Annotated in this window: 21 protein-coding genes and 1 pseudogene; 8 read left to right on the top strand and 14 right to left on the bottom strand. The window is 72.1% G+C overall.

Going from position 1 to position 21,757, the window contains the following annotated elements; translation table 11 throughout:
• Nucleotides 1-10: 10 nt before the first annotated feature.
• Entirely contained in the window at nucleotides 11-1,477 is a 1,467-nt protein-coding gene (locus tag ACX9MN_RS32975; protein ID WP_056527005.1) for an amidohydrolase family protein, read from the bottom strand.
• Between the two features lie 169 nt (nucleotides 1,478-1,646).
• Between ACX9MN_RS32975 and ACX9MN_RS32970 the strand changes: the two genes are divergently transcribed.
• Nucleotides 1,647-2,327, top strand: a complete 681-nt coding sequence (locus tag ACX9MN_RS32970; RefSeq protein WP_020094496.1) for an aspartate/glutamate racemase family protein — start codon at nucleotides 1,647-1,649, stop codon at nucleotides 2,325-2,327.
• Between the two features lie 13 nt (nucleotides 2,328-2,340).
• Nucleotides 2,341-3,660 carry a dihydroorotase gene (locus tag ACX9MN_RS32965; RefSeq protein ID WP_091682413.1) on the top strand — a complete coding sequence of 440 codons (1,320 nt, stop codon included), beginning with the start codon at nucleotides 2,341-2,343 and terminating at the stop codon, nucleotides 3,658-3,660.
• Between the two features lie 11 nt (nucleotides 3,661-3,671).
• Here ACX9MN_RS32965 and ACX9MN_RS32960 read toward each other — a convergent pair whose 3' ends face one another.
• On the bottom strand, nucleotides 3,672-4,958 hold the full coding sequence (locus ACX9MN_RS32960) for a hydantoinase/carbamoylase family amidase (RefSeq protein ID WP_056527000.1): 1,287 nt from the start codon (nucleotides 4,956-4,958) through the stop codon (nucleotides 3,672-3,674).
• A 235-nt stretch (nucleotides 4,959-5,193) separates the two neighbouring features.
• On the opposite strand from ACX9MN_RS32960, the gene ACX9MN_RS32955 reads away from it, so the two are divergent.
• The 3 genes from ACX9MN_RS32955 to ACX9MN_RS32945 all read left to right on the top strand — a co-directional run bounded on the left by ACX9MN_RS32955 (nucleotide 5,194) and on the right by ACX9MN_RS32945 (nucleotide 7,391).
• Nucleotides 5,194-6,210, top strand: coding sequence for an LLM class flavin-dependent oxidoreductase (locus tag ACX9MN_RS32955; protein WP_489726497.1), 1,017 nt, complete (start codon nucleotides 5,194-5,196; stop codon nucleotides 6,208-6,210).
• Between the two features lie 173 nt (nucleotides 6,211-6,383).
• Entirely contained in the window at nucleotides 6,384-6,773 is a 390-nt protein-coding gene (locus ACX9MN_RS32950) for a nuclear transport factor 2 family protein (protein ID WP_020094500.1), read from the top strand.
• Nucleotides 6,774-6,899: 126 nt separating this feature from the next.
• On the top strand, nucleotides 6,900-7,391 hold the full coding sequence (locus ACX9MN_RS32945) for a YidB family protein (RefSeq protein WP_489726496.1): 492 nt from the start codon (nucleotides 6,900-6,902) through the stop codon (nucleotides 7,389-7,391).
• A 48-nt stretch (nucleotides 7,392-7,439) separates the two neighbouring features.
• Here ACX9MN_RS32945 and ACX9MN_RS32940 read toward each other — a convergent pair whose 3' ends face one another.
• On the bottom strand, nucleotides 7,440-7,988 hold the full coding sequence (locus ACX9MN_RS32940; protein ID WP_489726495.1) for an MmcQ/YjbR family DNA-binding protein: 549 nt from the start codon (nucleotides 7,986-7,988) through the stop codon (nucleotides 7,440-7,442).
• Here ACX9MN_RS32940 and ACX9MN_RS32935 point away from each other — a divergent pair.
• Nucleotides 7,918-8,079: pseudogene (locus tag ACX9MN_RS32935) on the top strand (transposase); the annotation flags it as partial. The gene ACX9MN_RS32940 and the pseudogene ACX9MN_RS32935 overlap by 71 nt on opposite strands.
• Before the next feature lie 287 nt (nucleotides 8,080-8,366).
• Here the strand turns inward: ACX9MN_RS32935 and ACX9MN_RS32930 are convergent.
• From ACX9MN_RS32930 to ACX9MN_RS32910, 5 genes are all read right to left on the bottom strand, one after another.
• Complete coding sequence (locus tag ACX9MN_RS32930; RefSeq protein ID WP_489726494.1) at nucleotides 8,367-9,341, bottom strand: sterol desaturase family protein; 975 nt, start codon at nucleotides 9,339-9,341, stop codon at nucleotides 8,367-8,369.
• A gap of 459 nt (nucleotides 9,342-9,800) precedes the next feature.
• Nucleotides 9,801-10,337 carry a glyoxalase superfamily protein gene (locus ACX9MN_RS32925; RefSeq protein ID WP_489726493.1) on the bottom strand — a complete coding sequence of 179 codons (537 nt, stop codon included), beginning with the start codon at nucleotides 10,335-10,337 and terminating at the stop codon, nucleotides 9,801-9,803.
• A gap of 279 nt (nucleotides 10,338-10,616) precedes the next feature.
• Nucleotides 10,617-11,282 carry a dihydrofolate reductase family protein gene (locus ACX9MN_RS32920; protein ID WP_489726492.1) on the bottom strand — a complete coding sequence of 222 codons (666 nt, stop codon included), beginning with the start codon at nucleotides 11,280-11,282 and terminating at the stop codon, nucleotides 10,617-10,619.
• Nucleotides 11,275-11,775 (bottom strand): VOC family protein, encoded by a 501-nt coding sequence (locus tag ACX9MN_RS32915; protein WP_489726491.1) that lies wholly within the window; start codon nucleotides 11,773-11,775, stop codon nucleotides 11,275-11,277. The genes ACX9MN_RS32920 and ACX9MN_RS32915 overlap by 8 nt, the downstream gene beginning before the upstream one ends.
• Before the next feature lie 13 nt (nucleotides 11,776-11,788).
• Entirely contained in the window at nucleotides 11,789-12,580 is a 792-nt protein-coding gene (locus ACX9MN_RS32910) for a VOC family protein (protein WP_489726490.1), read from the bottom strand.
• A 99-nt stretch (nucleotides 12,581-12,679) separates the two neighbouring features.
• On the opposite strand from ACX9MN_RS32910, the gene ACX9MN_RS32905 reads away from it, so the two are divergent.
• Entirely contained in the window at nucleotides 12,680-13,372 is a 693-nt protein-coding gene (locus ACX9MN_RS32905) for a winged helix-turn-helix transcriptional regulator (protein WP_489726489.1), read from the top strand.
• On the opposite strand, the gene ACX9MN_RS32900 is transcribed toward ACX9MN_RS32905, so the two are convergent.
• From ACX9MN_RS32900 to ACX9MN_RS32880, 5 genes are all read right to left on the bottom strand, one after another.
• Nucleotides 13,347-14,642 carry a hydantoinase/carbamoylase family amidase gene (locus tag ACX9MN_RS32900; protein WP_489726488.1) on the bottom strand — a complete coding sequence of 432 codons (1,296 nt, stop codon included), beginning with the start codon at nucleotides 14,640-14,642 and terminating at the stop codon, nucleotides 13,347-13,349. The two genes, ACX9MN_RS32905 and ACX9MN_RS32900, sit on opposite strands and share 26 nt — an antisense overlap.
• Nucleotides 14,639-14,983 carry a hypothetical protein gene (locus tag ACX9MN_RS32895; RefSeq protein WP_489726487.1) on the bottom strand — a complete coding sequence of 115 codons (345 nt, stop codon included), beginning with the start codon at nucleotides 14,981-14,983 and terminating at the stop codon, nucleotides 14,639-14,641. The genes ACX9MN_RS32900 and ACX9MN_RS32895 overlap by 4 nt, the downstream gene beginning before the upstream one ends.
• Before the next feature lie 104 nt (nucleotides 14,984-15,087).
• The gene (locus ACX9MN_RS32890; protein WP_100251719.1) at nucleotides 15,088-17,127 is read right to left on the bottom strand and encodes a YgiQ family radical SAM protein; all 2,040 of its coding nucleotides are present in this window, start codon (nucleotides 17,125-17,127) and stop codon (nucleotides 15,088-15,090) included.
• Nucleotides 17,128-17,270: 143 nt separating this feature from the next.
• On the bottom strand, nucleotides 17,271-19,583 hold the full coding sequence (locus tag ACX9MN_RS32885; protein WP_489726486.1) for a CHASE domain-containing protein: 2,313 nt from the start codon (nucleotides 19,581-19,583) through the stop codon (nucleotides 17,271-17,273).
• A 105-nt stretch (nucleotides 19,584-19,688) separates the two neighbouring features.
• Nucleotides 19,689-20,318, bottom strand: coding sequence for a phospholipase A2 family protein (locus ACX9MN_RS32880; protein ID WP_489726485.1), 630 nt, complete (start codon nucleotides 20,316-20,318; stop codon nucleotides 19,689-19,691).
• Between the two features lie 257 nt (nucleotides 20,319-20,575).
• Here ACX9MN_RS32880 and ACX9MN_RS32875 point away from each other — a divergent pair, with 257 nt between their 5' ends.
• Entirely contained in the window at nucleotides 20,576-20,821 is a 246-nt protein-coding gene (locus ACX9MN_RS32875) for a hypothetical protein (RefSeq protein ID WP_056530886.1), read from the top strand.
• A 23-nt stretch (nucleotides 20,822-20,844) separates the two neighbouring features.
• Here the strand turns inward: ACX9MN_RS32875 and bhcR are convergent, their stop codons facing one another.
• A complete protein-coding gene (gene bhcR, locus ACX9MN_RS32870; RefSeq protein ID WP_020094515.1) occupies nucleotides 20,845-21,705 on the bottom strand; it encodes an HTH-type transcriptional regulator BhcR in 861 nt (286 codons plus the stop codon).
• Between the last annotated feature and the right edge of the window lie 52 nt (nucleotides 21,706-21,757).

Raw genomic sequence — 21,757 nt, 5'->3', positions numbered from 1 at the left:
TTCCGGGGCCTCACAGCCTCGGGAAGGTCGGCGGCGCGATGGCGTCGGGGCCGCGCCCGGCCCAGTCGAGCTGCCGGACCTGCGCGAGCGCGCGGCCCTGCGCCTCCTCCAGCGCGGCCGCGGCGGCGGCGTAGTCGATCGTCAGGGCGCGCCCGTCGCGGACGATCTCGCGGCCGCCGACGAAGACCTGCCGAACCGCGCGGTCGCCGGCCGAGTAGATCAGCGACTGCACGGGATCGCGGCACGGGCGCATGGCCGGATGCCCGCAGTCCACGAGCACGAAGTCGGCCTTGCAGCCCGGTTCGAGCCGGCCGATGTCCTCGCGCCCTAGCGCCCTGGCGCCGCCCACCGTGGCGGCGTGGAACACGTCCGCCGCGCGGGTGTCGCGGGGATTCTCGGCGACGACCCGGGCGAGGTACGAGACGAGGCGCATCTCGTCGAGCATGTTGTGCGGGTAGACGTCGGTGCCGATCCCCATGTTGACTCCGGCCTGGAGGTAGCGCCCGAAATGGTGGAGCGCGATGCCGCGCCGGGCGAAGACCGTCGGGCAGTGGGCGACCGTGGCGCCGCGCTCGGCCAGGCGGCGCAGGTCCGAGCCCCGGCTGTGCCAGTGGGTCCAGGGATGGTCATCGAGGAAGATCCCGTGGCCCACGATGGTCCGCTCGGTGAGCACGCCGAGATCGTCGAGCCACTCGATCGGCGTCATCCCGGTGCGGCGGGTGATCTCGTGGAATTCCGACAGGGACTGCGCCGCGTGGGTGTGGAAGCGCAGGTCGCGCGCGACCGCCTCGGAATGGGCGTCCCGCAGCAGCTCCGCCGTGCAGGTGTCGACCTGCGCCGGGCAGAGCATGCCGGAGAGGCGCCCGCTAGGGTGCCCCTCCGCCGCCGCGATCTCGGCGAGGGCCTGCTCCAGGCCGCGCTGGCCCGCCGCCGCGTCCCACTCGTAGTCCACGCTGTGGCCGTTGCGGGTGAGCCAGCGCCCGGATCGGAACATCGGGGCGATGCAGACCCGCAGGCCCGAGGCGCCGAGGAGATCCAGCCAGCCCGCGCTCGGCAGAGCGAGGTCGCAGACGGTGGTGACGCCCGACAGGGCGAGCTCCGCGAGCGCGACCCCGTAGGCGGCCCGCGTCCCCTCAGCGTCGGGCCGCAGGATCGGCAGGTACTCGTAGAGCGAGGTGTTGTAGAGCCGCTGGCTGCCGACCTCGTCCCACATCCCCTTGTTCATCGGCTCCGAGAACAGGTGCGTGTGGATGTCGACGAGCCCGGGCATGATCATGCAGCCGGAGGCGTCGACGGTCCGGGCCGGCTCGGGACCCGCGTAGCCCGGCCCGACATGGATGAGGGCGCCGTCCGCGAAGGCGACGTCCGCGCCGGTGCGGTAGACGTGACCGCCGCTGTCCGGATCCCAGGCGACGACCCACCGGGCCCCCTTCACCAGCGTGATTTCGGCGGTGGCGTCCGGAGCTTCGTCCTGCATCGATAACCTCTCCCTTGCGTAAGCGGGCGGGCAAGAACGGTGCCTCCCGATCGGATCGGCGGCCATGCGGCCCGGGTTTCGCTTGAGGTCTTCCGCGGTCACGATGGGTCGGTCGACGTCGCGGCATCGCGGTCGATCCCGATCGACCGGTATTCAGAGGGAAGGCGCCATGCGGCCTCGCGACACCACCGAGCCCGCGCGCATCCTGATCATCAACCCGAACGCGTCCCGGGCGGTGACGGCCGCCATCGACGCCGCCCTGGCGCCGCTGCGGCTGCCGGGCGGCCCCATCCTCGCGGTGACCGACCTGCCGGAGGGCCCGGAGAGCATCGCGACCCAGCGGGACGCGGATTCGGTGGTGATGCCGCTCGTCCGGTGCGTGGCGGACGATCCGTCCGACGCCTTCGTGATCGCCTGCTTCAGCGATCCGGGCCTGCACGCGGTCCGGGAGGCGGCGAGCGGTCGCCCGGTGATGGGCATAGCCGAGTGGGGGATCCTGCGGGCCCTGACGCTCGGGGAGCGCTTCGGCATCGTGGCCCTGTCCGAGGGCAGCGTCCGGCGCCAGCGCCGCACGGTGCGCCAGATGGGCCTCGGGGATCGCTATGCCGGGAGCCGGCCGGTGGAGGCGCGGGCCTCCGAGACGGCGGACGCCGCGATGGGCCCGCGCCTGATCGCGGCCGGTCGGACCCTGGTCGAGCGCGACGGCGCCGACGTGGTCGTGCTCGGCTGCGCCGGCATGGCGCGCCACCGGGCCGCCGCGGAGGCCGCGATCGGGTGCCCCGTCATCGAGCCCTGCCAGCAGGCGGCCGCCGCGGCCCTCGGGGCCGTGCTGCTCCGGGCCGCCCCGTGAGAAGGAACCGGCGATGCAGTACGACCTCCTGATCCGCGGCGGTACCTGCGTGACGCCGTGGGGCACCGAGACGGCGGATGTCGGGATCCGCGACGGGCGCATCGCGGCCCTCGGGGTCCCGGCTGGAGCGACGGCGGAGGCGGTGATCGACGCCGCGGGCCTGCACGTCCTGCCCGGCCTGATCGACAGTCACGTTCACCTGCGCGATCCCGGCGACCCGGCGGTGGAAACGATCGAGACCGGCACGCGGGCCGCGATCCTCGGCGGCATCGCAACCCTTTTTGACATGCCCAACACCGTCCCGCCGATCGCCGACGCCGGGCGCCTCGCCTGGAAGCGCGACTACGTCGCGGGCCGCAGCTGGTGCGACATCGGCCTCTACGTGGCCGGCACCAAGACCAACATCGACGCGCTCGCCGCCCTGGAGCGCGAGGCGGGGGTCTGCGCCGTCAAAGTCTTCGCCGGCAGCTCCACGGCGGCGCTGATGATCGAGGACGACGCGCATCTCGAGCGGGCGATGCGCGCCGGCCACCGGCGCATGGCCTTCCACAGCGAGGACGAGTACCGGCTCCAGGCGCGCAGGCCGCTGTTCAGCCGGGGCCAGCCCTACCGGACTCACATGGAGTGGCGCGACGCGGAATGCGCCTTCCTGGGCACGCGGCGCCTCATGGCCCTCGCCCGCAGGACCGGCCGGGCGACCCACATCCTGCACGTCTCGACCGCCGAGGAACTCGCCTACCTGCGCGACTTCCGCGACCTCGCCACCGTCGAAGTGCTGGTCAACCATCTCACCCAGGTGGCACCCGAGTGCTACGACACGCTCGGCGGCCTCGGCGTGATGAACCCGCCGATCCGCGATGCGCGCCACCGGACGGCCGCCTGGGCGGCCCTGCACGACGGCACCGTCGACACGGTCGGCAGCGACCACGCGCCCCACGCGCGGGCGGCCAAGGCGCAGCCCTGGCCGGACTGCCCGGCCGGCCTCACCGGGGTCCAGACCCTGGTGCCGGTGATGCTCGACCACGTCGTTGCGGGGCGATTGTCCCTCGCCCGCCTCGTCGACCTGATGGCGGCCGGGCCGGCCCGCGTCTACGGGCTCCTCGGCAAGGGCCGCATCGCGGCCGGCTACGACGCGGACTTCACCCTGGTGGACCTGAAGGCCCGCCGCAGGATCGAGGATTCCTGGATCGTCTCGCCCTGCGGCTGGACGCCGTTCGCGGGACTGACGGTCACCGGCTGGCCGGTCGCCACGATCGTGCGCGGGATCCCCGTCATGCGCGACGACGCGGTGCTGGGCGAACCCGTCGGCCGCCTCGCGCGCTTCGCCGCCTGACCGGGCGCCCGTCAGCCGCCGCAGGTCTCCGCCACGAGCCACGCGGTGAGGATCGCCACGGCGTCGAGCAGGTCGTCGATCACCATGGCCTCGCGGGGATTGTGGCTGCCGTTGGCGTTGCGCACGAGCAGCATCGCCATCGGCACGCCGGCCTTCGCGAAGGCGGCGGCGTCGTGGGAGGCCGGGCTGCCGAGGGGCCGCGTCGCGATGCCGAGGGCGTCCGCGGCCGCCGCGAACCCGTCACGGATCCGCGGCGCGACGGCGCCGACGCCCGCCTCGGCGCGCGGACCCAGCGTCACCGTCACGCCGCGGCGGTCGGACACCTCCGCCACCGCTGCCAGGAACGCCGCCTCCAGTTCCGCCAGCACCGCGGCCGCGTAGGCCCGCATGTCGAGGCTGAACCGGAACTCGCCCGGGACCGTGGTCAGGCCGTGCGCCGCGGCGTCGGTGTGGAACCGGCCGAAGGTGACGGCCATCGCGCACCCGGCCGCCTCGCGCTCCGCCCAGACCCGGTCCAGCGCCAGGGCGATCTCGGCCCCGGCCATGGCCGCGTCGCGCCGGAAGCGGCGCGGCGTCCCGACATGGTCGTAGCGGCCGGCGATGCGGACGTCGGGATAGCGGACGTTGCCGGGGATCCCGGTGCAAAGCCCGACCGGGATCCCGGCCTCCTCGAGGCTCGGCGCCTGCTCGATATGCACCTCCAGGAAAGCGTGGATCGCGGCTGCGTCGAAGGCCGCCGGGCCGCGGGCGAGCGCGTCCGGGTCGCCACCCTCCCGGGCGATGTGGTCGGCGAGGCTGAGGCCCGTGTCGATCCGGGCCGCGTCGAGCGCCCCGTCCGGCAGGGCTCCGAGCGCCGCGCGGCTCCCGATATACGAGACCTGGAACCAGACGCTCTCCTCGGCGCGGATGCCCAGGACGGAGATGTCCCGCTCCGGCTCCAGGCCGAGTTGGCGGATGGCCGCGACGGCGGCGAGCCCGGCCACCACGCCGGCGGCACCGTCGAAGTTGCCGCCCTGGGCCACGGTGTCGAGGTGGGAGCCGATCAGGATCGGAGGCAGGGTTCGGTCCCGCCCCGGCAGCGTCATGGCGGTGTTGGCGGCGGCGTCCCGGGCGATCGCGAGGCCGAGATCGGAGGCGCAGCGCGCCACCGCCGCGTGCGCCGCGGTCTCCTCCGGGCTGTAGGAGGGCCGGGTAAACCCGGGCTCCGTCCGGCCGCACCGGGCCAGCTCCGCGAACAGGGCCTCGACCCGGGCGCGCTGCGCGCGCACGGCGGCCGTGATGGCGGACACGCGATCCATCGCTACGCCTCCCCGAGCGCCGGTCCCCAGGACGGGCCCGCCGGTGCCCCTGCCACTTTCGTGCCGGCCCGCCGGATCACCGGGACCGGTCACCGAGCCCGGTCACCGGGACCGAGTCTGCCGGATCGCCGGGCGCGCGGCCAGCCGCGCGGGTCAGCACCGCGGCGCGGGATCGTTGCCCGGCCGGATTCCGGCGGCTATCGCCGGTCCCGGCAGGCGGGCGGAGGTTCTGCAAATGAAGACGATCGGGTTCCTGTCCTTCGGGCACTGGTCGCCGACCGGCGGGTCGGCGACGCGCAGTGCGGCCGACACACTCCTCCAGTCGATCGACCTCGCGGTCGCCGCGGAGGAGCTCGGGGCGGACGGCGCCTATTTCCGGGTCCACCATTTCGCGCGCCAGCTCGCCTCGCCCTTCCCGCTGCTGGCGGCAGTCGGCGCCCGGACGAAGCGCATCGAGATCGGCACCGGCGTCATCGACATGCGCTACGAGAACCCGTTCTCCATGGTCGAGAATGCCGGCGCGGCGGACCTCATCGCGGGCGGACGCCTGCAGCTCGGGCTCAGCCGCGGCTCGCCCGAGCAGGTCATCGACGGCTGGCGGCACTTCGGCTTCGCCCCGGCCGAGGGCGAGACGGACGCCGATATGGGGCGCCGGCACACCGAGGTCTTCCTCGACCTCCTGAAGGGAACGGGGTTCGCCGAGCCCAACCCGCGGCCGATGTTCGCCAACCCGCCGGGACTCCTGCGCCTGGAGCCGCATTCCGAGGGGTTGCGGGACCGCATCTGGTGGGGATCGGCCTCCGACGCGACCGCGATCTGGGCGGCGCAGCAAGGCATGAACCTGCAGAGCTCGACCCTGAAGGCGGACGAGACCGGCGAGCCGTTCCACGTCCAGCAGGCCAGGCAGATCCGCCGCTACCGGCAGGCGTGGCAGGATGCGGGGCACGCCCGCACGCCGCGGGTCTCGGTCTCGCGCTCGATCTTCGCGCTCGTGAGCGACCTCGACCGCGCCTATTTCGGGCGCGGCACGAGCAGCGACCAGGTCGGCATCATCGACAACATGCGCGCGGTGTTCGGCCGCTCCTACGCCGCGGAGCCGGACCGGCTGGTCGATGAGCTGCGCGCCGACGCGGCGATCGCGGAGGCCGACACCCTGCTGCTGACGGTCCCGAACCAGCTGGGCGTCGCCTACAACGCCCACCTCATCGAGAGCCTGCTCTCGCACGTGGCCCCCGCGCTCGGGTGGCGCTGAGCCGACCTCCGGCCGGGTTCGCCGGCGCCGAGGGCATGCAGCTCCTCGGCCGGCCCTATCTTGGGACCTGGCCCGCCGGCCTGCCCATCGCCGCGAGCGTGCGGTAGCCTCCCGTCGGCCCGTCACGCGGTGCCGCTGTGCCCGAGTCCGGCACTTGTAAGGGGATCTCCGGGATGCCGCGCCCGTTGGACTGGAACGCGTTCGCCGATGCGTGGTGCGCCGCCTGGAACGCGCACGATGTCGAGCGGGTGCTGGCCCATTTCCACGACGACGCCGTGTTCACCTCGCCGGGCGCCGCGCGGATCGTTCCCGCTTCGGGCGGAACGGTGCGGGGCAAGGATGCGCTGCGCGCCTACTGGACGGAGGCCCTGCGGCGGATCCCGGACCTCCACTTCGCGGTGGAGCAGGTCTTCGCGGGCATCGACACGCTGGTGATCCAGTATCGCAATCAGAAGGGTGTGAGCGTCAGCGAGGTGCTCGTCTTCGAGGACGGCCGCGTGCGGGCGGGGCACGGCACCTACCCGATCGGCGTCGACAACCCCGTCGGTGCCGCGGCGGGCTAGAGCGGTTCGCGATGCGGCCGCGCCGGCCTCGGCGGGGCCGCCCGCATCGCAACCGGGTCCGTGCGCGTTGGTTGGCGTCGCGTGGCGAACGGGCGCGGGCCCGCTGCCCGCAGCGGGAGACAAACCATGAGTGATGGCTACCCTTCGATGACGGCGCTCCTGGGCCTCCTCGCCCTGGCAGGCTACCAGAACCGCGACAAGCTCGCGGAACTGTTGGGCGGCGCCGGTCAGACCGCGCCGGCGGGGCCCGGCGGCCCGGCCGACGGCTCCAACAGCGCCTCCAACAGCGGCTCCAGTGCCGGCCTGGGCGGTCTCCTCGGCGGCCTGCTGGGCGACAGGCGCGGCGAGGCTCCCGGCGGGTTCCTGCACAGCGGCCTCGGCGAGATGCTGGACCGCTTCCAGCAGGCCGGTCACGGGACGGCCGCCCAGTCCTGGGTCAAGACGGGACCGAACCAGGAAATCGCGCCGCACCACCTGGAACAGGCGATCGGACCCGACGTCCTAACGGCTCTCACCCAGCGGACGGGACTGTCCCGCGATGAGCTGCTCTCCCGGCTGTCCCGCGAGCTCCCCCGGGCCGTCGACCGCTACACGCCCGACGGACGGATCCCGGCATGAGGTCTGGCCGGCGGACGGATCCCGGCCCGACCTTGGGGGTCGGGACCGTCACGGTCGGCGGGGCGTGCGCGGCTTCGGCGCGGCGAGCCGGTGGGCCGCCGTCAGGGCCGACATCAGGGTCGCCTCGTCGACGATCGCGAGGTCGCACCGCGTCGCGCCCATCCGCCCCCAGCCGCCCGGAACGGGGCTGAAAGCCGCCGGCACCTGCTCGCAGAAGAAGTCGCGCAGGTCCGGGTCGAACATCAGGTTGATGTCGTGGCCCACCTCGTCCAGCGTCGCCAAGGTCTTGCGCGGCGTCCGGAAGGCCGTCCTGTGGAAGTGGGGGGCGGAGGTCACAGCCTCCAACTTCGCGATGAGCGCCTTCACGCGCGCGATATCGACGCCCATCGCGGCCCTCCTCCCCTGGTTCGGGCACTCATACAACGATCTGCGTCCGCTCGCGTCCTCTTCCTGATTGTGGAGTTCTCCGCGCGAGAGGATCGCGATGGCGCGGTTGTTCCAGCTCTCGGACGACGCCTGAGCGCGGATCGAGCCGCTTCTGCCGCATGGCCAACCGGGCAAACCTCGGATCGACGACAGGCGGGTGATCAGCGGCATCCGGCACGTCCCGAAGGTCGGCTGCCGCTGGCAGGACCCGCCCTCCGCCCACGGCACCCACACGACGATCCACAACCGCTACAACAGGTGGCTCATCGCGGGCTCTGACGGCCGACAGAGCCTGCGACGCGCAGAGCCTGGGGGATTGGCTCAAGAGCCACCGAACTGATCGCCACCATCCCGTCCACGGCCACGCGGACGGCGCCCTACAAGCACAGCCGGATCCCCGACCGGCGGCGCAATCGAGTCGCGCGCCTTTGCGGACACTTCAGAAACTGGCGGCCCGTCACGACCCACCACGATCGCTTGACCCATGATCATCTCGCCGCCGTCGCGCTCGTCTCCCGTGTCATCGCATGGGCCTGAATGAGCCCCCAGCTAGGATGCCGATCGCTCGGTTGAGCCTGTTTCATGATTGAACATTTTCCGGATCTTTCTGTAGCTCCTGGTCAGAGGCGCGACATAGGACCCGTACAGAGAGTTGTATTTCATCAACGTTTCGTCTTTGAGGCCAGAGATGCCGAATACCGGCATCTCGTTCCGACTCGGTCTGTAGGCAGTCCCGAACATCCAATCGAATATAGACAAATTTGTACCGAAATTTTTGTCCCAATGCGCCTGCACCTTGCTGTGATGTATCTGGTGCATATGCGGGCTGATCAGGAATTTATCGAAGAACCCCAAGCTTATCGGAAGATGCGAATGCTTCAGCGGATCGAGAGTGAGAAGAATAAAAACTTTCGATGCGACCCAAGATAGTGACGTTGCCTCAACGACGCTGAGACCGAACAGGAACATGAACAAGCCACCGGGCACGGCAGTCAGAAGCCCTCGAACGATGGCTTCGAGCGCCATCCCCACGGGATGGCCTCGCTTCGATGTCAGAGGGTTCAGAGTTTGCGCCGAATGATGGACTTTATGAAGCTCCCACAGGAACGGCACTTTATGCTCAACATAATGGCAGATAAAATCCGAGAATTCTACGACAACGAACACGACGATCGTGCAAATACTGGCATAAAAAATACTAAACTCGAGGTTCTTGAAATCCGGGAAAATTAGATGCGCGAGAGAACTATATGCATTGCAGCAAACAGCAGTGAGAAATATGGCAGGTATCACGATGAAACTGCCTGTCAATTTTCCAATGATGTATATTTTTACATCTGCGTGGAAGCTTTTTTCCGTGAGGACATTGAACGGCACGCAGTGCTTCGCAAGTCCACGGAGTGAGAATTTCGCGCGATTCTTTGCAATATAAGCTACATAAAATGCCAGTCCGAACCCGAAAAACATTGTCCAGGTAATAAGCAACTGTGGCGCATGAATGATTTGCTTGAAAAAATCAGTCATCGCTCCCTCCAACGCAATTCAATCGATTCCAGAAAGGCAGGCGCGCACCAAAGCGATGTGGCCGGCTCTCTCAATATTGATCTAAAAATTGTCAGATATTAGACCTAGCGTCTATGTTCAATAAGTTTTTTGAGATCGCCCCTATTAACCCACGTCAAGGTCGTTATGGGAGCACCCATACGAGCGTGCGGCTCCGTCGCGGTGAGAGCGCTGCAGCACGGGCTCCGGGCCGGCACCTACGATCCGCTTTCGGACTGGAGGCGGGCCCAGCACGCCGGCGGCATCGGGACCCGGCCGGCGATGGGGATGCGCCCGGGATCGGCCTTTCCCCACAGGCCGCCTTCGCGATCGAGGGCAACACCACGCCTCGGGCGTCGCTCTGAACGCCGTCGTCGCCGTCAGGTGCCGATCGAGTCCAGATGCTGGGTCGGCGGCGGATCGGACCGCCCGCCCGACCGGTCACCCGGTTCGGCGCTCGCAGAATCGCAACCGGTTCCCGAACGGATCCGCCACCTCCAGCACCTCGCCCCAGGGCGCCTGCTCGATGCCGGGCCGGGCATAGCCGTAGCGCTGTTCGGTGAGCGCCCGGTGATAGGCCCGGATGCCGCGCATCGGCACGAACACGGTCGAGCCCGGGGTGGCGTCGCCGTGGTGCTCGGTCAGGTGCAACCGCAAACCCGCGCGGGCGACCTCCATGTAGAGCGGCAGACCCGGCTCGAACCGGTGCTCGAACCCGGGCGTGAAGCCGAGAAAGCCGCAGTAGAACGCGCGCGCCTTGGCCTCGTCGAAGATGCGCAGAACCGGCACCGCTTCCAGGAAACGGGGGCCGTCATCCGCGTCCCGGTCCAGGACGGCGCAGGCGGTGTTCCAGTCGTCGTAGCCCAGCCCGGCGGCGACGAGTTCGAGGGCGGCCGCGTGCGGGACGGCGAGGTCGCGGGCTGCCAGCGCGGCGCGCAGCCGCTTGGCCATGGTCTTGGCCTGATCGACGGTCGTCATGGTCCTCTCCCCGGGCCGGCGTCGGTCCGTCGGTGCCCGCATTGCCGACCCGGCGCCGGTCAGGGACGCGGTGGGGGTGGTCGTCCGCGATGCTTTCACCATCCCGGTTCCGGGGCGAGCGGCAGGCCGCATCGGCCTGGCGGCAGGCTACCCCGGCCGCGGCGCGGCCGCCAAGAGGGGTGAAGGGAGGGGAGGGCTGACACGGGACCTGCCGGCTTCCGACGGGTCACGACCCCGTGCCGCGCGCACGGCCGGCCGGTCGCTGCCGCAGGCGGCGGTCTACCAGCGACCCGCCGCCTGGCGCTCGCGGAGCGCGATCTCGTCCGCGCTGGGTGGTTTGCTGGCGAAACTGCCGGTCTGGACCGCCCCGTCCCGCGCCAACACCGCGACTTGGACGCCCTTCGGCGAGTGGCTCTGCTCGACCAGCATCCAGGTGCGGGCCGCCGCCGGGTCGTCCGCGTACCAGCGCTTGCCGCGGCCGAGCATGACCGGGAAGGTGATCAGGACGAGCCGGTCGATGAGGCCCGCCGGAAGCAGCGCCGGATAGAGCCTGCTGCTGCCCTGGATGAGGAGGTCGGGGCCCTCGCTCTCCTTGAGGCGGGTGACCGCCGCGACGGGGTCGCCGGCGAGGCGCCGGCTGTTGTTCCAGCCGAGCGCGGCGTCGCTTCCGGTGACGACATGCTTGCGGATCGCGTTGAAGGTCGCGCCGATCGGCTGCTCGGCGTTGTGCGGCCAGTAGGCGGCGAAGATCTCGTAGGTGCGCCGGCCGAGCAGCAGCTCGTAATCGCCGCCGAGCAGCTTGCCCATCGGCCCGGCGAGCGACGCGTCGAAGTACGGGAAGGTCCAGCCGCCGTGCGCGAAGCCGGTCTGATCCTCCTCCGGACCGCCCGGTGCCTGGATCACGCCGTCGAGGGACTGGAAGAGGGAGCCGGTGATCTTACGCATGGGCGGAGTCCCCGCGGAGGGCAGCCTCGATCCGGGCGATGTCGATCTTGCGCATGGTCATCATGGCCTCGAACGCGCGCCGGGCCGCAGCCCGGTCGGGGTGGCTGTTGGCGTGCAGGAGCGCGCGCGGCGTGATCTGCCAGGAGAAGCCCCAGCGGTCCGTGCACCAGCCGCACGCGCTCTCCGCGCCGCCGTGGCCCACGACGGCGTCCCAGTAGCGGTCGGTCTCCGCCTGATCGTCGGTCAGCACCATGAAGCTGACCGCCTGGTTGGCCCGGAAGGCCGGGCCGCCATTCAGGCCGACGAACGGCCGGCCGAGGACGGTGAACGCGACCGTGAGTTCGTCGCCCGCGGACCCGCCGGGGAAATCCGAGGGGGCGTTCATGGGCGCGCCGACATGGCTGTCGGGGAAGGTCGCGGCGTAGAAGTCCGCGGCCTTGCGGGCCTCGCCGCGATCGAACCACAGGCAGGTCGCCAGCTTGTCGCTCGTCATGGCCGGACGCTCCTCACGTGGCTTGCCGCGGGCCGGCGAGGCCGAGCTGGTGGCCCGCCGGATCGGCGATGTTGGCCGCGTAGCTGCCGCCGGGGATCGGGTCGGGTCCCTGGAGGACCGCGCCGCCCGCCGCCCGGACGGTCGCGAGCGCGGCGTCGATGTCGGCGACGTGGATGTACCAGTTCCAGCGGGCCGGCGCGCCGGTGGCCGCGCTCGACATCACCGCGCCGGGGCGCAGGTCGCCCCGCCCGATGAAGGCGTACTCGCCCGCGTCGCCCATCGGCATGGCACCGAGCTTCTCCCAGCCGAACAGCGCCCCGTAGAAGGCGAGGGCCGCCGCGGGATCGGGGGTGGCGAGCTCGATCCAGACGCCGTGGCCGCGCGTCCGCTCCGTCACGAGCGGCACCGGCCCGAAGGCCCGGCTCGCGCCGGGACGGGCCGGATTTATCGCGGCGAAGACCACGCCCTGCGGGTCGCTCACCATGGCGAAGCGGCCGACATGGGGGATGTCGACGGGCCCGAACCGGACCGCGCCGCCGAGATCGACCGCGCGGGAAGCCAGGGCGTCGACGTCCGAGGTCGCGAGGTAGACCGCCCAGCCGGGGAGGCCGGGGGCCTCGGGCATCGGCCGCCGGATCCCGGCCACGGGCGCCCCGTCGGCCTCCGCGATCCGGTAGCCGCCGTGCTCGGGCATCGGCGACGGCGCGACGCGCCAGCCGGCGACCGCCTCGTAGAAGGCCTGCGCGGCGTCCGGGTCGGACGCGTTCAGCTCGAACCAGATGGGTGTCCCCTCGGCGGGTGGCATCGGGCGCTCCTCCGTGACAATCGGCTCTGCGGCCGCTGCGCGGCGCCCCCTCCGGCCCCGCTTTGCCCAGGCTCGCATTCTCGGTTACTCAAAGCAACCATGAAGTCAGAAAAAATAACTGATTTAGCATCCCGGCCTCGCGAGCGCCTGTACGACGACGCCTGCGGCACGGCCCTCGCGCTGGAGTTCATCGGCGAGCGCTGGTCGCTGCTGATCATGCGCGAACTGGTCTACGGCCCCCGGCGGTTCAGCGAGATCCGGGCGAACCTCCCGGGGATCAGCGCGAACGTGCTGACGCAGCGGCTGGAGAGCCTGGGGGCGGCGGGCATCGCCCTGCGGTACCGGCTGCCGTCGCCGGCCAACGTGCAGGTCTACGATCTCACCGACTGGGGCCGCGAGGCCGCGCCCCTGATGCGCGACCTGGGCCGCTGGGCCGCCCGCTCGCCGCGGCACGATCCGAGCCTGTTCATGTCGGGGGCGTCGGCCATGATGTCGCTCGAGGCCCTGGTCGACCGCGGGCGGGCGGCGGCGCTGTCGGCGACGGTCGCCTTCCACTTCCCCGGCGAGGACTTCGTCGCGACGGTGGCCGGCGGCGGGATCCGCGTGCGGCGAGGCGTCGCCGAGGCGCCCGACCTCGCCTTCACCGGCGACACGATGGCGATGCGCCGCACGGTCTACGGCAAGGCGCCGCTGGACCGGGACGGCGCCGGCGGGACGCTCGCCGTCGCGGGCCCCGCCGACCTGGCGCGGTCCTTCATCGACCTCTTCACCCTGCCGGCCAAGGCGGGCTGAGGTGCCCGTCCCGCGGCTCGCGCGGGGAGGGCGCGCCGCCCGCGAGCGCGCCGACAACGCCGGCGAGCACGTCGAGGCCGACCGCGACGTCGGCCGGGTCGACGGTCCCCGCCGCCCCCCAGCCGACTCCGCCTCGACAGCGGATCAGCGCGAGGCCGATCGGTCCGAGCAAGGCCATGTGGGACGCGTCGGTGGTCACGCCCTGCGCCAGCCGCACGGCGCGGTGTCCCGCGGCCGCGACGGCCTCCTCGAACAGGCGGACCAGACCGGGATCGCACCGGGTGGCATCGGGATCGACGCTGCGCTCGACGGCGATCCCCAGCCGGCGCCGCGCCGCGACCGCCTCGAGCGCCGCGGCGAGTTCCGCCACGGCCGCGCGCCGCGCGCCGTCGTCGGCGGAATCGAGGCGGACGCCCAGTGTCGCCGACCCCGCGACCACGAAGGTCGGCACCGGCGCGACGTCGAGGCGCATGACCGTCACGGTGACCCCCTCCCGCGCCAGGCCGACGCGCTCGGCGGCGAGGACGCATTCGGCCGCCCCGGCGAGGGCGTCCCGCCGGCCCGGCATCGGGTTCGCCGCCGCGTCGACGGCGGCGCCTGTCAGCGTGACCCGGAGCATCGTCGATTCCGACAGGGCCGGCACGATCCCGACCGGCGCTCCCGATCGCTCCAGCACGGGGCCGGCCTCGGCGGCGACCTCGAGATAGGCCAGGATCGCGTCCGAGGCCCGGCGCGCGCTCGCGAGGCGCGCCGGGTCGAGCCCGTGCGCCTCCAGGGCGCGACGCAGGGTGACGCCGTAGGCGTCGTCCCAGTCCAGGGCGTCCGGGGCGAGCCGCCCGACCACGGCCCGGCTGCCGAGCTGCCGGGGACCGAACCGGCCGGCCGCGTCCGCGACGAAGGCGACGACCTCGACCGCGTGGCGCGGCGGCGGTCCGTGCCGGATCAGGCGCTCGACGGCGGCGATGCCGATCAGCACGCCGAGCGTCCCGTCGTAGCGGCCGGCATCCTCGCGCGTGTCGACGTGGCCCCCGACGACGACGGCCGGGCCGCCCGGAACCGCGCCCTCAATCCGGCCGACGAGGTTGCCGGCGGGATCGCGCCGGGCCGACAGGCCGGCCTCCGCCATCCAGCCGAGGACGAGCGCCTCGGCCTCGGCCTGCTGCGGGCTGAAGACGCGCCGCGTCAGGGTCCACGGGTAGGCGCTGATCCCGGCGAGCCGGTCGACGCGCGTTAGGACGATCCCGGCGGCGCTCTCGGGCGCCGCCGTCACGGCGCCCTCGGCGTCACCGCGATCCCGGCCCCCCAGTAGCGGTTGGCGATCAGCTGCTGATTCCGGATGAGGCCGATCGCCGTCCTGGCGTCGCCGCCCGCGAACGTGCCGACCGCCGCCCCGCAGAGCGTCAGGTACATCCGCTGGTGCACCACGGACTCGAAATAGGCCCGGGGCGGCGGGGCGAGGTCGAGGCCGGCATCGAGGTTCTGCTGGCGCACCCGCGCGGCGGCCTCCGCCACCGCCGCCTGCACCGTCTCCATCATGGCGCGCTGCGCGGCGTCCAGGATCTCGGACGCCTTGCGCTCTTTGGGCGTCAGAACAGGGCAGGCGACAGCCATCGCGACCTCCGTGTCGATCGCCGGTGAGGCTGACCGGCCGGCCGCGCGGCAATATGGCCGGCGCGTATCAATTCGTTACGGCGCGCCGGACCCGTCACGAACCGTCACTTGCGCAGCGGCACGCCCTTCGTGGTGAAGCGCTGGCCGCCGCCCGTGTAGCGGGGTCGCGGCTGGCCGCCCGTCCGGCCCGCACCGGCGCCGGTCCCCGGCGGCTGCGAGAACGGCACCAGTTGGTCCGGCCGCGGCCCGATGAGGTCGGCGCGGCCCATCTCCCGCAGCGCCTCGCGCAGCAGGGGCCAGTTCTCGGGGTCGTGGTAGCGCAGGAACGCCTTGTGCAGCCGGCGCTGGCGCAGCCCCTTGATCGCCTCGACCGACTCGCTGCCGCCGCGTTTCACGCCCCGCAGCGTGTTGATCTCGGTGTGGTACATCGCGGTTGCGGTCGCCATCGGCGAGGGCAGGAACGTCTGGACTTGGTCGGCGCGGTAGTTGTTCTTCTTGAGCCAGAGCGCGAGGTGCATCATGTCCTCGTCGGTCGTGCCCGGATGCGCCGCGATGAAGTACGGGATCAGGTAGTACTTCTTACCCGCCTCCTTGGCGGCGGCGTCGAACATCTCCTTGAACCGGTCGTAGGTGCCGATCCCTGGCTTCATCATCTTGTCGAGGGGGCCGCGCTCGGTGTGCTCGGGCGCGATCTTCAGGCGCCCGCCGACGTGGTGGGTGACGAGCTCCTTGATGTATTCGGGGCTCTTCACCGCGAGGTCGTAGCGCACGCCCGAGGCGACCATCACCTTCTTGACGCCCTTCACCTCGCGGACCTTCCGGTAGAGCCGGATCAGGTCGTCGTGCGAGGTGTTCAGGTTCGGGCAGACGTCCGGGAAGACGCAGGAGGGCAGCCGGCACGCCGCCTCGATCTTCGGGTCCTTGCAGGCCATCCGGTACATGTTCGCCGTCGGCCCGCCGACATCCGAGATCACGCCCGTGAAGCCCGGGGTCTTGTCGCGGATCCGCTCGATCTCCCGCAGGATCGAGCCCTCCGAGCGGTTCTGGATGACGCGGCCCTCGTGCTCGGTGATCGAGCAGAAGGTGCAGCCGCCGAAGCAGCCGCGCATGATCGTCACCGAGAACTTGATCATGTCCCAGGCGGGGATCTTCGCGTCGCCGTAGGACGGGTGCGGGGCGCGGGCGTAGGGCAGGTCGTAGACCGCGTCCATCTCGTCGCTGGTCAGCGGGATCGGCGGCGGGTTGAGCCACAGGTCGCGGTCGCCGTGGCGCTGGACGAGGGGGCGCGCGTTGCCGGGATTGGCCTCCCGGTGCAGCACGCGCGAGGCGCGGGCGTAGGCCTCCTTGTCGTCCTTGACCTCGTCGTAGGCGGGCAGCCGGATCACGGTCTCGCCGGGCCGGCGGGTGGCGGCCTCGTCCGTCGAGTCGAGGTCGTCGGCGGGCAGCTCGGTGTAGTGGGCAGGCACGCGGCGGAACAGGGCGACGCCCCGGATCGCGTCGAGCTGGTGCGGCGCCTCGCCGGCCGCGAGGCGGTTCGCCACCTCGACCACGGCGCGCTCGGCGTTGCCGTAGATCAGCAGGTCCGCCTTGGCGTCGGCCAGGATCGAGCGGCGCACCTTGTCGGACCAGTAATCGTAGTGCGCGATCCGGCGCAGCGACGCCTCGATGCCGCCGAGCACGACCGGGACGTCCTTGAAGGCCTCGCGGCAGCGCTGCGTGTAGACGATGGTGCAGCGGTCCGGGCGCCGGCCGCCCTCGCCGCCGGCCGTGTAGGCGTCGTCGTGGCGCAACCGCCGGTCCGCCGTGTAGCGGTTCACCATCGAATCGAGGTTGCCGCCGGTGACGCCGAAGAACAGGTTCGGCTTGCCGAGCGCCTTGAACGGCTCCGCCGAGTGCCAGTCGGGCTGGGCGATGATGCCGACCCGGAAGCCCTGCGATTCGAGCAGCCGGCCGATGATGGCCATGCCGAAGCTCGGGTGGTCCACGTAGGCGTCACCGGTCACCAGCACGATGTCGCAGGACTCCCATCCCAGGGCCGCCATCTCGGCTCGGCTCATGGGCAGGAACGGCGCAGCGGGCCCGCGCGGCGACGGCGTGCGGACGGGGGGCGCCAGGGGACGGGCGGTGGACGCTTGGAGTTCCATGGTGTCCCTGCATAAGCCTCCGGGGCCGCGATCTCAACGAATGGCAGGGCGGCGGTGGCCGCGGCCGTGCCGCCCGAGTGCGCCCTGCGCCGATCCGGCGCACCTCGAGACAGGCGATGCGCCGCCGTCGCGGCCGGCCCGGCTCAGCGCGCGATCAGCTCGCGGATGCGGGCGGCCAGGGCCTCCACGGCGAAGGGCTTGGTCAGCACCGCCATGCCGGGCTCGAGACGCCCGTCGCCCGGCAGCGCGGTCTCGGAGAAGCCGGTGATGAACAGCACCTTCAGCTCCGGTCGGCCGACCCGGGCGGCGTCGGCCATCTGGCGCCCGTTCATGCCGCCGGGCAGGCCGACATCCGTGACGAGCAGGTCGATCCGCGCGCCCGATTGCAGCACGCTGAGCCCGCCCGCGCCGTCCGCGGCCTCGATCGCCGTGTAGCCGAGGTCGCTCAGCACGTCCGTCACCAGCATGCGCACCGTCGGCTCGTCGTCCACGATCAGCACGGTCTCGCCCGCCTCGGCCTGCGCCATCAGGCCCCTGCCCGGGTCGGGCCCGTCCGCGTCCGCCTCGCCGAAGTGCCGCGGCAGGTAGATGCACACGTTCGTGCCCTGGCCGACCGTCGAGGTGATCCGGACCTGCCCGCCGGATTGCTTGGCGAAGCCGTAGATCATCGACAGGCCGAGGCCGGTGCCCTCGCCCATCGGCTTGGTGGTGAAGAACGGGTCGAAGGCCCGGGCAACGACCTCCGGGGGCATGCCGGTGCCGGTATCGGACACGCACAGCGACAGGTACGGCCCCTCCGGCATGTCCTGGGCGTCGGCCTGCTGCCGGTCGATCCAGCGGTTGTCGGTCTCGATGGTGATCCGGCCGCCCCCGGGCATCGCGTCCCGCGCGTTGATGCAGAGGTTCAGGAGCGCGTTCTCCAGCTGGGACGGGTCCGCGAGCGCGGCCCAGAGCCCGTCTGCCCCGACGTGCCGCACCTCGACGCTCGGCCCGACCGTGCGCTGGATCAGGTCGAGCATCCCGCGGACCAGCCGATCGGCGTCGATCGCCCTGGGCGCCAGCGTCTGGCGGCGCGAGAAGGCGAGCAGGCGGTGGGTCAGCGCCGCGGCCCGCCGGGCGGCGCCCTGGGCGGCGGCGATGTACTTGCCGACATCCTTCGACCGCCCCTGGGCGATGCGGGCCTCGATGAGCTCCAGCGAGCCCGAGATGCCCGCCAGAAGGTTGTTGAAGTCGTGCGCCAGGCCGCCGGTGAGCTGGCCCACCGCCTCCATCTTCTGCGACTGGCGCAGCGCCTCCTCCATGCGCGCCCGCTCCTCCCCGGCCTGCCGCAGACGGTCGGCCGCCGCCCGGAGATCGCGCGTCCGCTCCTCGACGCGGGCCTCCAGCGACGCGTTGAGCTGGCGGATCTCGTCCTGCGTGCGGCGCTGCCGGTAGGCCGCGAAGGCCAGCAGGGCGGTGGCGAACAGGCCGCCGCCGCAGACGAGCCAGATCTCCGGCAGCGCCGAGCCGCGCCGGGGCGAGACGCGCTGCGCGAACGCGACGGTCCAGGTGCGGCCGCCGAGCTCGAGATGCGCCTCGCGGGTGAGGCGCCCCGCCCCGGCGGCGGAGGCCCGCGCGGACCGGTGCAGCAGGTTCGCCTCGCTCGGCGCGCCGTCGTAGATGGCGAAGGCCGCGTCCTCCTCGGCCTCCGCCGCCACGATGCTGTTGAACAGGTCGTCGGCCCGGAAGGCGCCGAACACGAAGCCCAGGAAGCGCCGCCGCCGGTCCTCGAGGTCCGGCGGCACGGCGCCGCCGGCATAGACCGGCATGGCGACGAGGAAGCCCGCCTGCTTGTTCGCGTCGATCTCCTGCACGAGCTGGATCCGCGCCGAGGCGGCCGGCTGGCCGGTGTCGCGGGCCCGCTCGACCATGTCGCGCCGCACCGGGTCCGACATCACGTCGTAGCCGATGGCGGCGAGGTTGCGCGGGTTCGGCGGCTCGGCGAACAGGACCGGGCTGATCATCGGGTTGTCGGTCGGCGGCCGGACCCGGGCATTCTCGACGCCCAGGGCCGCGGCGCGCGCGGCGAACGTCTCCCGCGCGGAGGCGGGCAGGGTCGGCGTGAAGCCGATGCCGAGGAACCCGGGATAGAGGCGCTGCAGCTCGATCCGCTGCACGTAGGCCCGGAACTGGGCCAGCGTGACGGTGGCGCCTTCGGCGGCGAACAGGCCGGCGGCGCCGCGCAGGAGGGCGGTGTAGGTGCGGAACTGGTCCTCGACCGTGCGCAGCTCGATCTCGGTGGCGTGCTCGAAGGTCATGCGGTCGCGCAGCGCCGCCGCCTGCCAGGTGAGGGCCGTGCTCAGCCCGGTCGCGAGGAGGCCGGCGGCCAGGATCGCGGGCGGGATCCAGCGCGCCGCGCCCGCCCCGCGGCGGGCGGCGGGCGCGACAGGACCCTGCGATGCGGTGCGGTGGGACAAGGGGCGAGACCGGACTTCGACTGCGGCCCGTGAAAGCAGGCATGCGCCGGGATGCAAGTCCATGGTGGCGTCACCGGGGCGAGATCCCCGCATCGCGGCGGGCGCTCAGGGCGCGCGGCACGCCATCGCGGCGGTAGCCTCGATCACGCTCAGCGCCCGGCGCCGCACCTCCAGCGCCGCGTCCGGGCTGTCCGACACGGTGGAAGCCTCGCGCCTCAGCGTCGCGTCGCAGGCGCACGAACGGTAGCCCGCCGCGTCGTAGCAGGCGTCGTGGCGCATGCACGCGGCATCGAGGGCGTCGGTCGGCGGCAGCCCCTCGCCGCGCTGACCCGTGCCGCAGTAATTGCCGTGGAACAGCTCCTTGCCGGCGATGACCCGGCCCAGGTCGCCCTTCGGCGGTGCCGGCGCCTCTGCCTGCCCGCTCGGGTTGAGATCGTTGGCCGGCCCGCCCGCCTTCGATCCGGAGGAGCGCAGGGCCTTCGGGATGCCGGAGCGCTCGCCGGGCTCGTTCAGGGCCTCGCCGGCCCGGCCGTTCGGGTCCGAGATGTCCGGGAGCGGCGGGGGCGGTCCCGGGCGAGGCTCGCCCGGCTCGACGGTCGCGGCCGGCAGGTCTCGGACATCCTGCACGTCTTGGACGCTCTGGACGCCTCGCGAGTCTGGAACGCCCTGCGCCCAGGACGCGTGCGGGTAGGCGACGAGCAGAAGCCCGAGCGTGGCGAGGAGAGACGGTCTCACGGATGGCCCCTGATTCAGCGGCCCCTCAACTCGAAGCTCGGCTTCTCCGTTCCGGACTTTCGCCCGCCACGGTCACGGAGCCCTGCGGGGCGGACGCGGGCCGCGGGGCGGCACCGCCCGGGCGGCGCGGCACGCGGCGCAGTGCGCGGGCGCACGGGGGCTCATCCCGCGTGTTGGACCCCGGGGTCGCGGATCCCACATCGAGGCGTAACGCGGCCGGGATGATCCCGGCGACAGACCTGAGCTGGACCTCCGCCATGACCTCTCGTCTTCTGATCGGCGCCGTGATCGGGATCGGCCTGTCCGGGCCCGCCCTGGCGCAGAGCTTCACCGCCCCCGCCGGCATCCCGGCCGTCACCGCCCCCGGCGGCCTCCAGGGCCGCGCGACGCTCGCGGATCCGCGGACGGCGCCGGACGGGCGCGCCGGTATCCTCGACGGCGACGGCAGGCCCCCGTCGGCGGTCGGCACCGTCGATCCGCGCCGCCCGCATCCCGGGCGCTAGGGCGCGCCTCGCCGCACCGCTGGTCAGTCCTGGTCAGGCTCGCCCGGCGCGTCGGGCGTCGCGGTCATCGTCGCGGCGGGCGCGCCGAGGGCGCGCGAGACCGCGGCGGCGCCTCTCCGCACCCGCTCGCCGATCGCGCGCAGCTTCTCGTCGGACAGCCGGTGCGTCGGCCCCGACACCGAGATCCCCGCGATAGCCTCGCCGTGGACGTTGAGGATCGGGGCGGCGACGCAGCGCATCCCGATGCTCCGCTCCTCGTCGTCGATCGCGTAGCCCCGGCGGCGGGTCGCCTCGACGTCGTCGCGCAGCTGGTCCAGTGAGCCGATGGTCTTGTCGGTGAACCGCGCGAAGGTCTTTCCCCGGAACAGGCGCTCGGTCCGGGCCGGCGCGTAGGTGCTCAGCAGAGCCTTCCCGATGCCCGACGCGTGCAGCGGCGACAGGGAGCCCGGCGGGAAGAAGGCGCGGATCGTCTCGTGGGTCTCCACCTGGCTGACGAACAGGACGTTGCCGTCCTTCTCGACGCCGAGATTGGAGGTCTCGCCCGTCTCCTGCATCAGCGTCCACATCATCGACCGGCTCCGCTCGACGACGTTGTGGCGGCGCAGGAACGCCGATCCGAGCCGGTAGGCCTCCGCACCGACGTGCCACTCCTGCTTGTCGGCGCTGATCTCGACGAGGCCGCGGCGCTCGAGCGTCGCGAGGACCCGGTGCATGGTCGCCACGGATTGCTCGAGCCTGCCGGCTAGTTCCGAGAGCGTCAGCCCGTCGCCGCCCGCCAGGACGTCGAGGACATCGAGGGCGCGGTCAAGCGCCTGGATGGTCGCCGCCGGCTTGGCGCCTCCGAACCCCTTCGGCCGCCCGCGCCGCCGGTTTCCCGAATCCATGGCGTCCTCGCCTTCGCCGATCCCGCGCGATTCCTAGGATGGAAAAATTTTT

This window comes from Methylobacterium sp. 1A (assembly GCF_058072805.1).
This window is presented reverse-complemented; position numbering and strand designations above follow the sequence as displayed.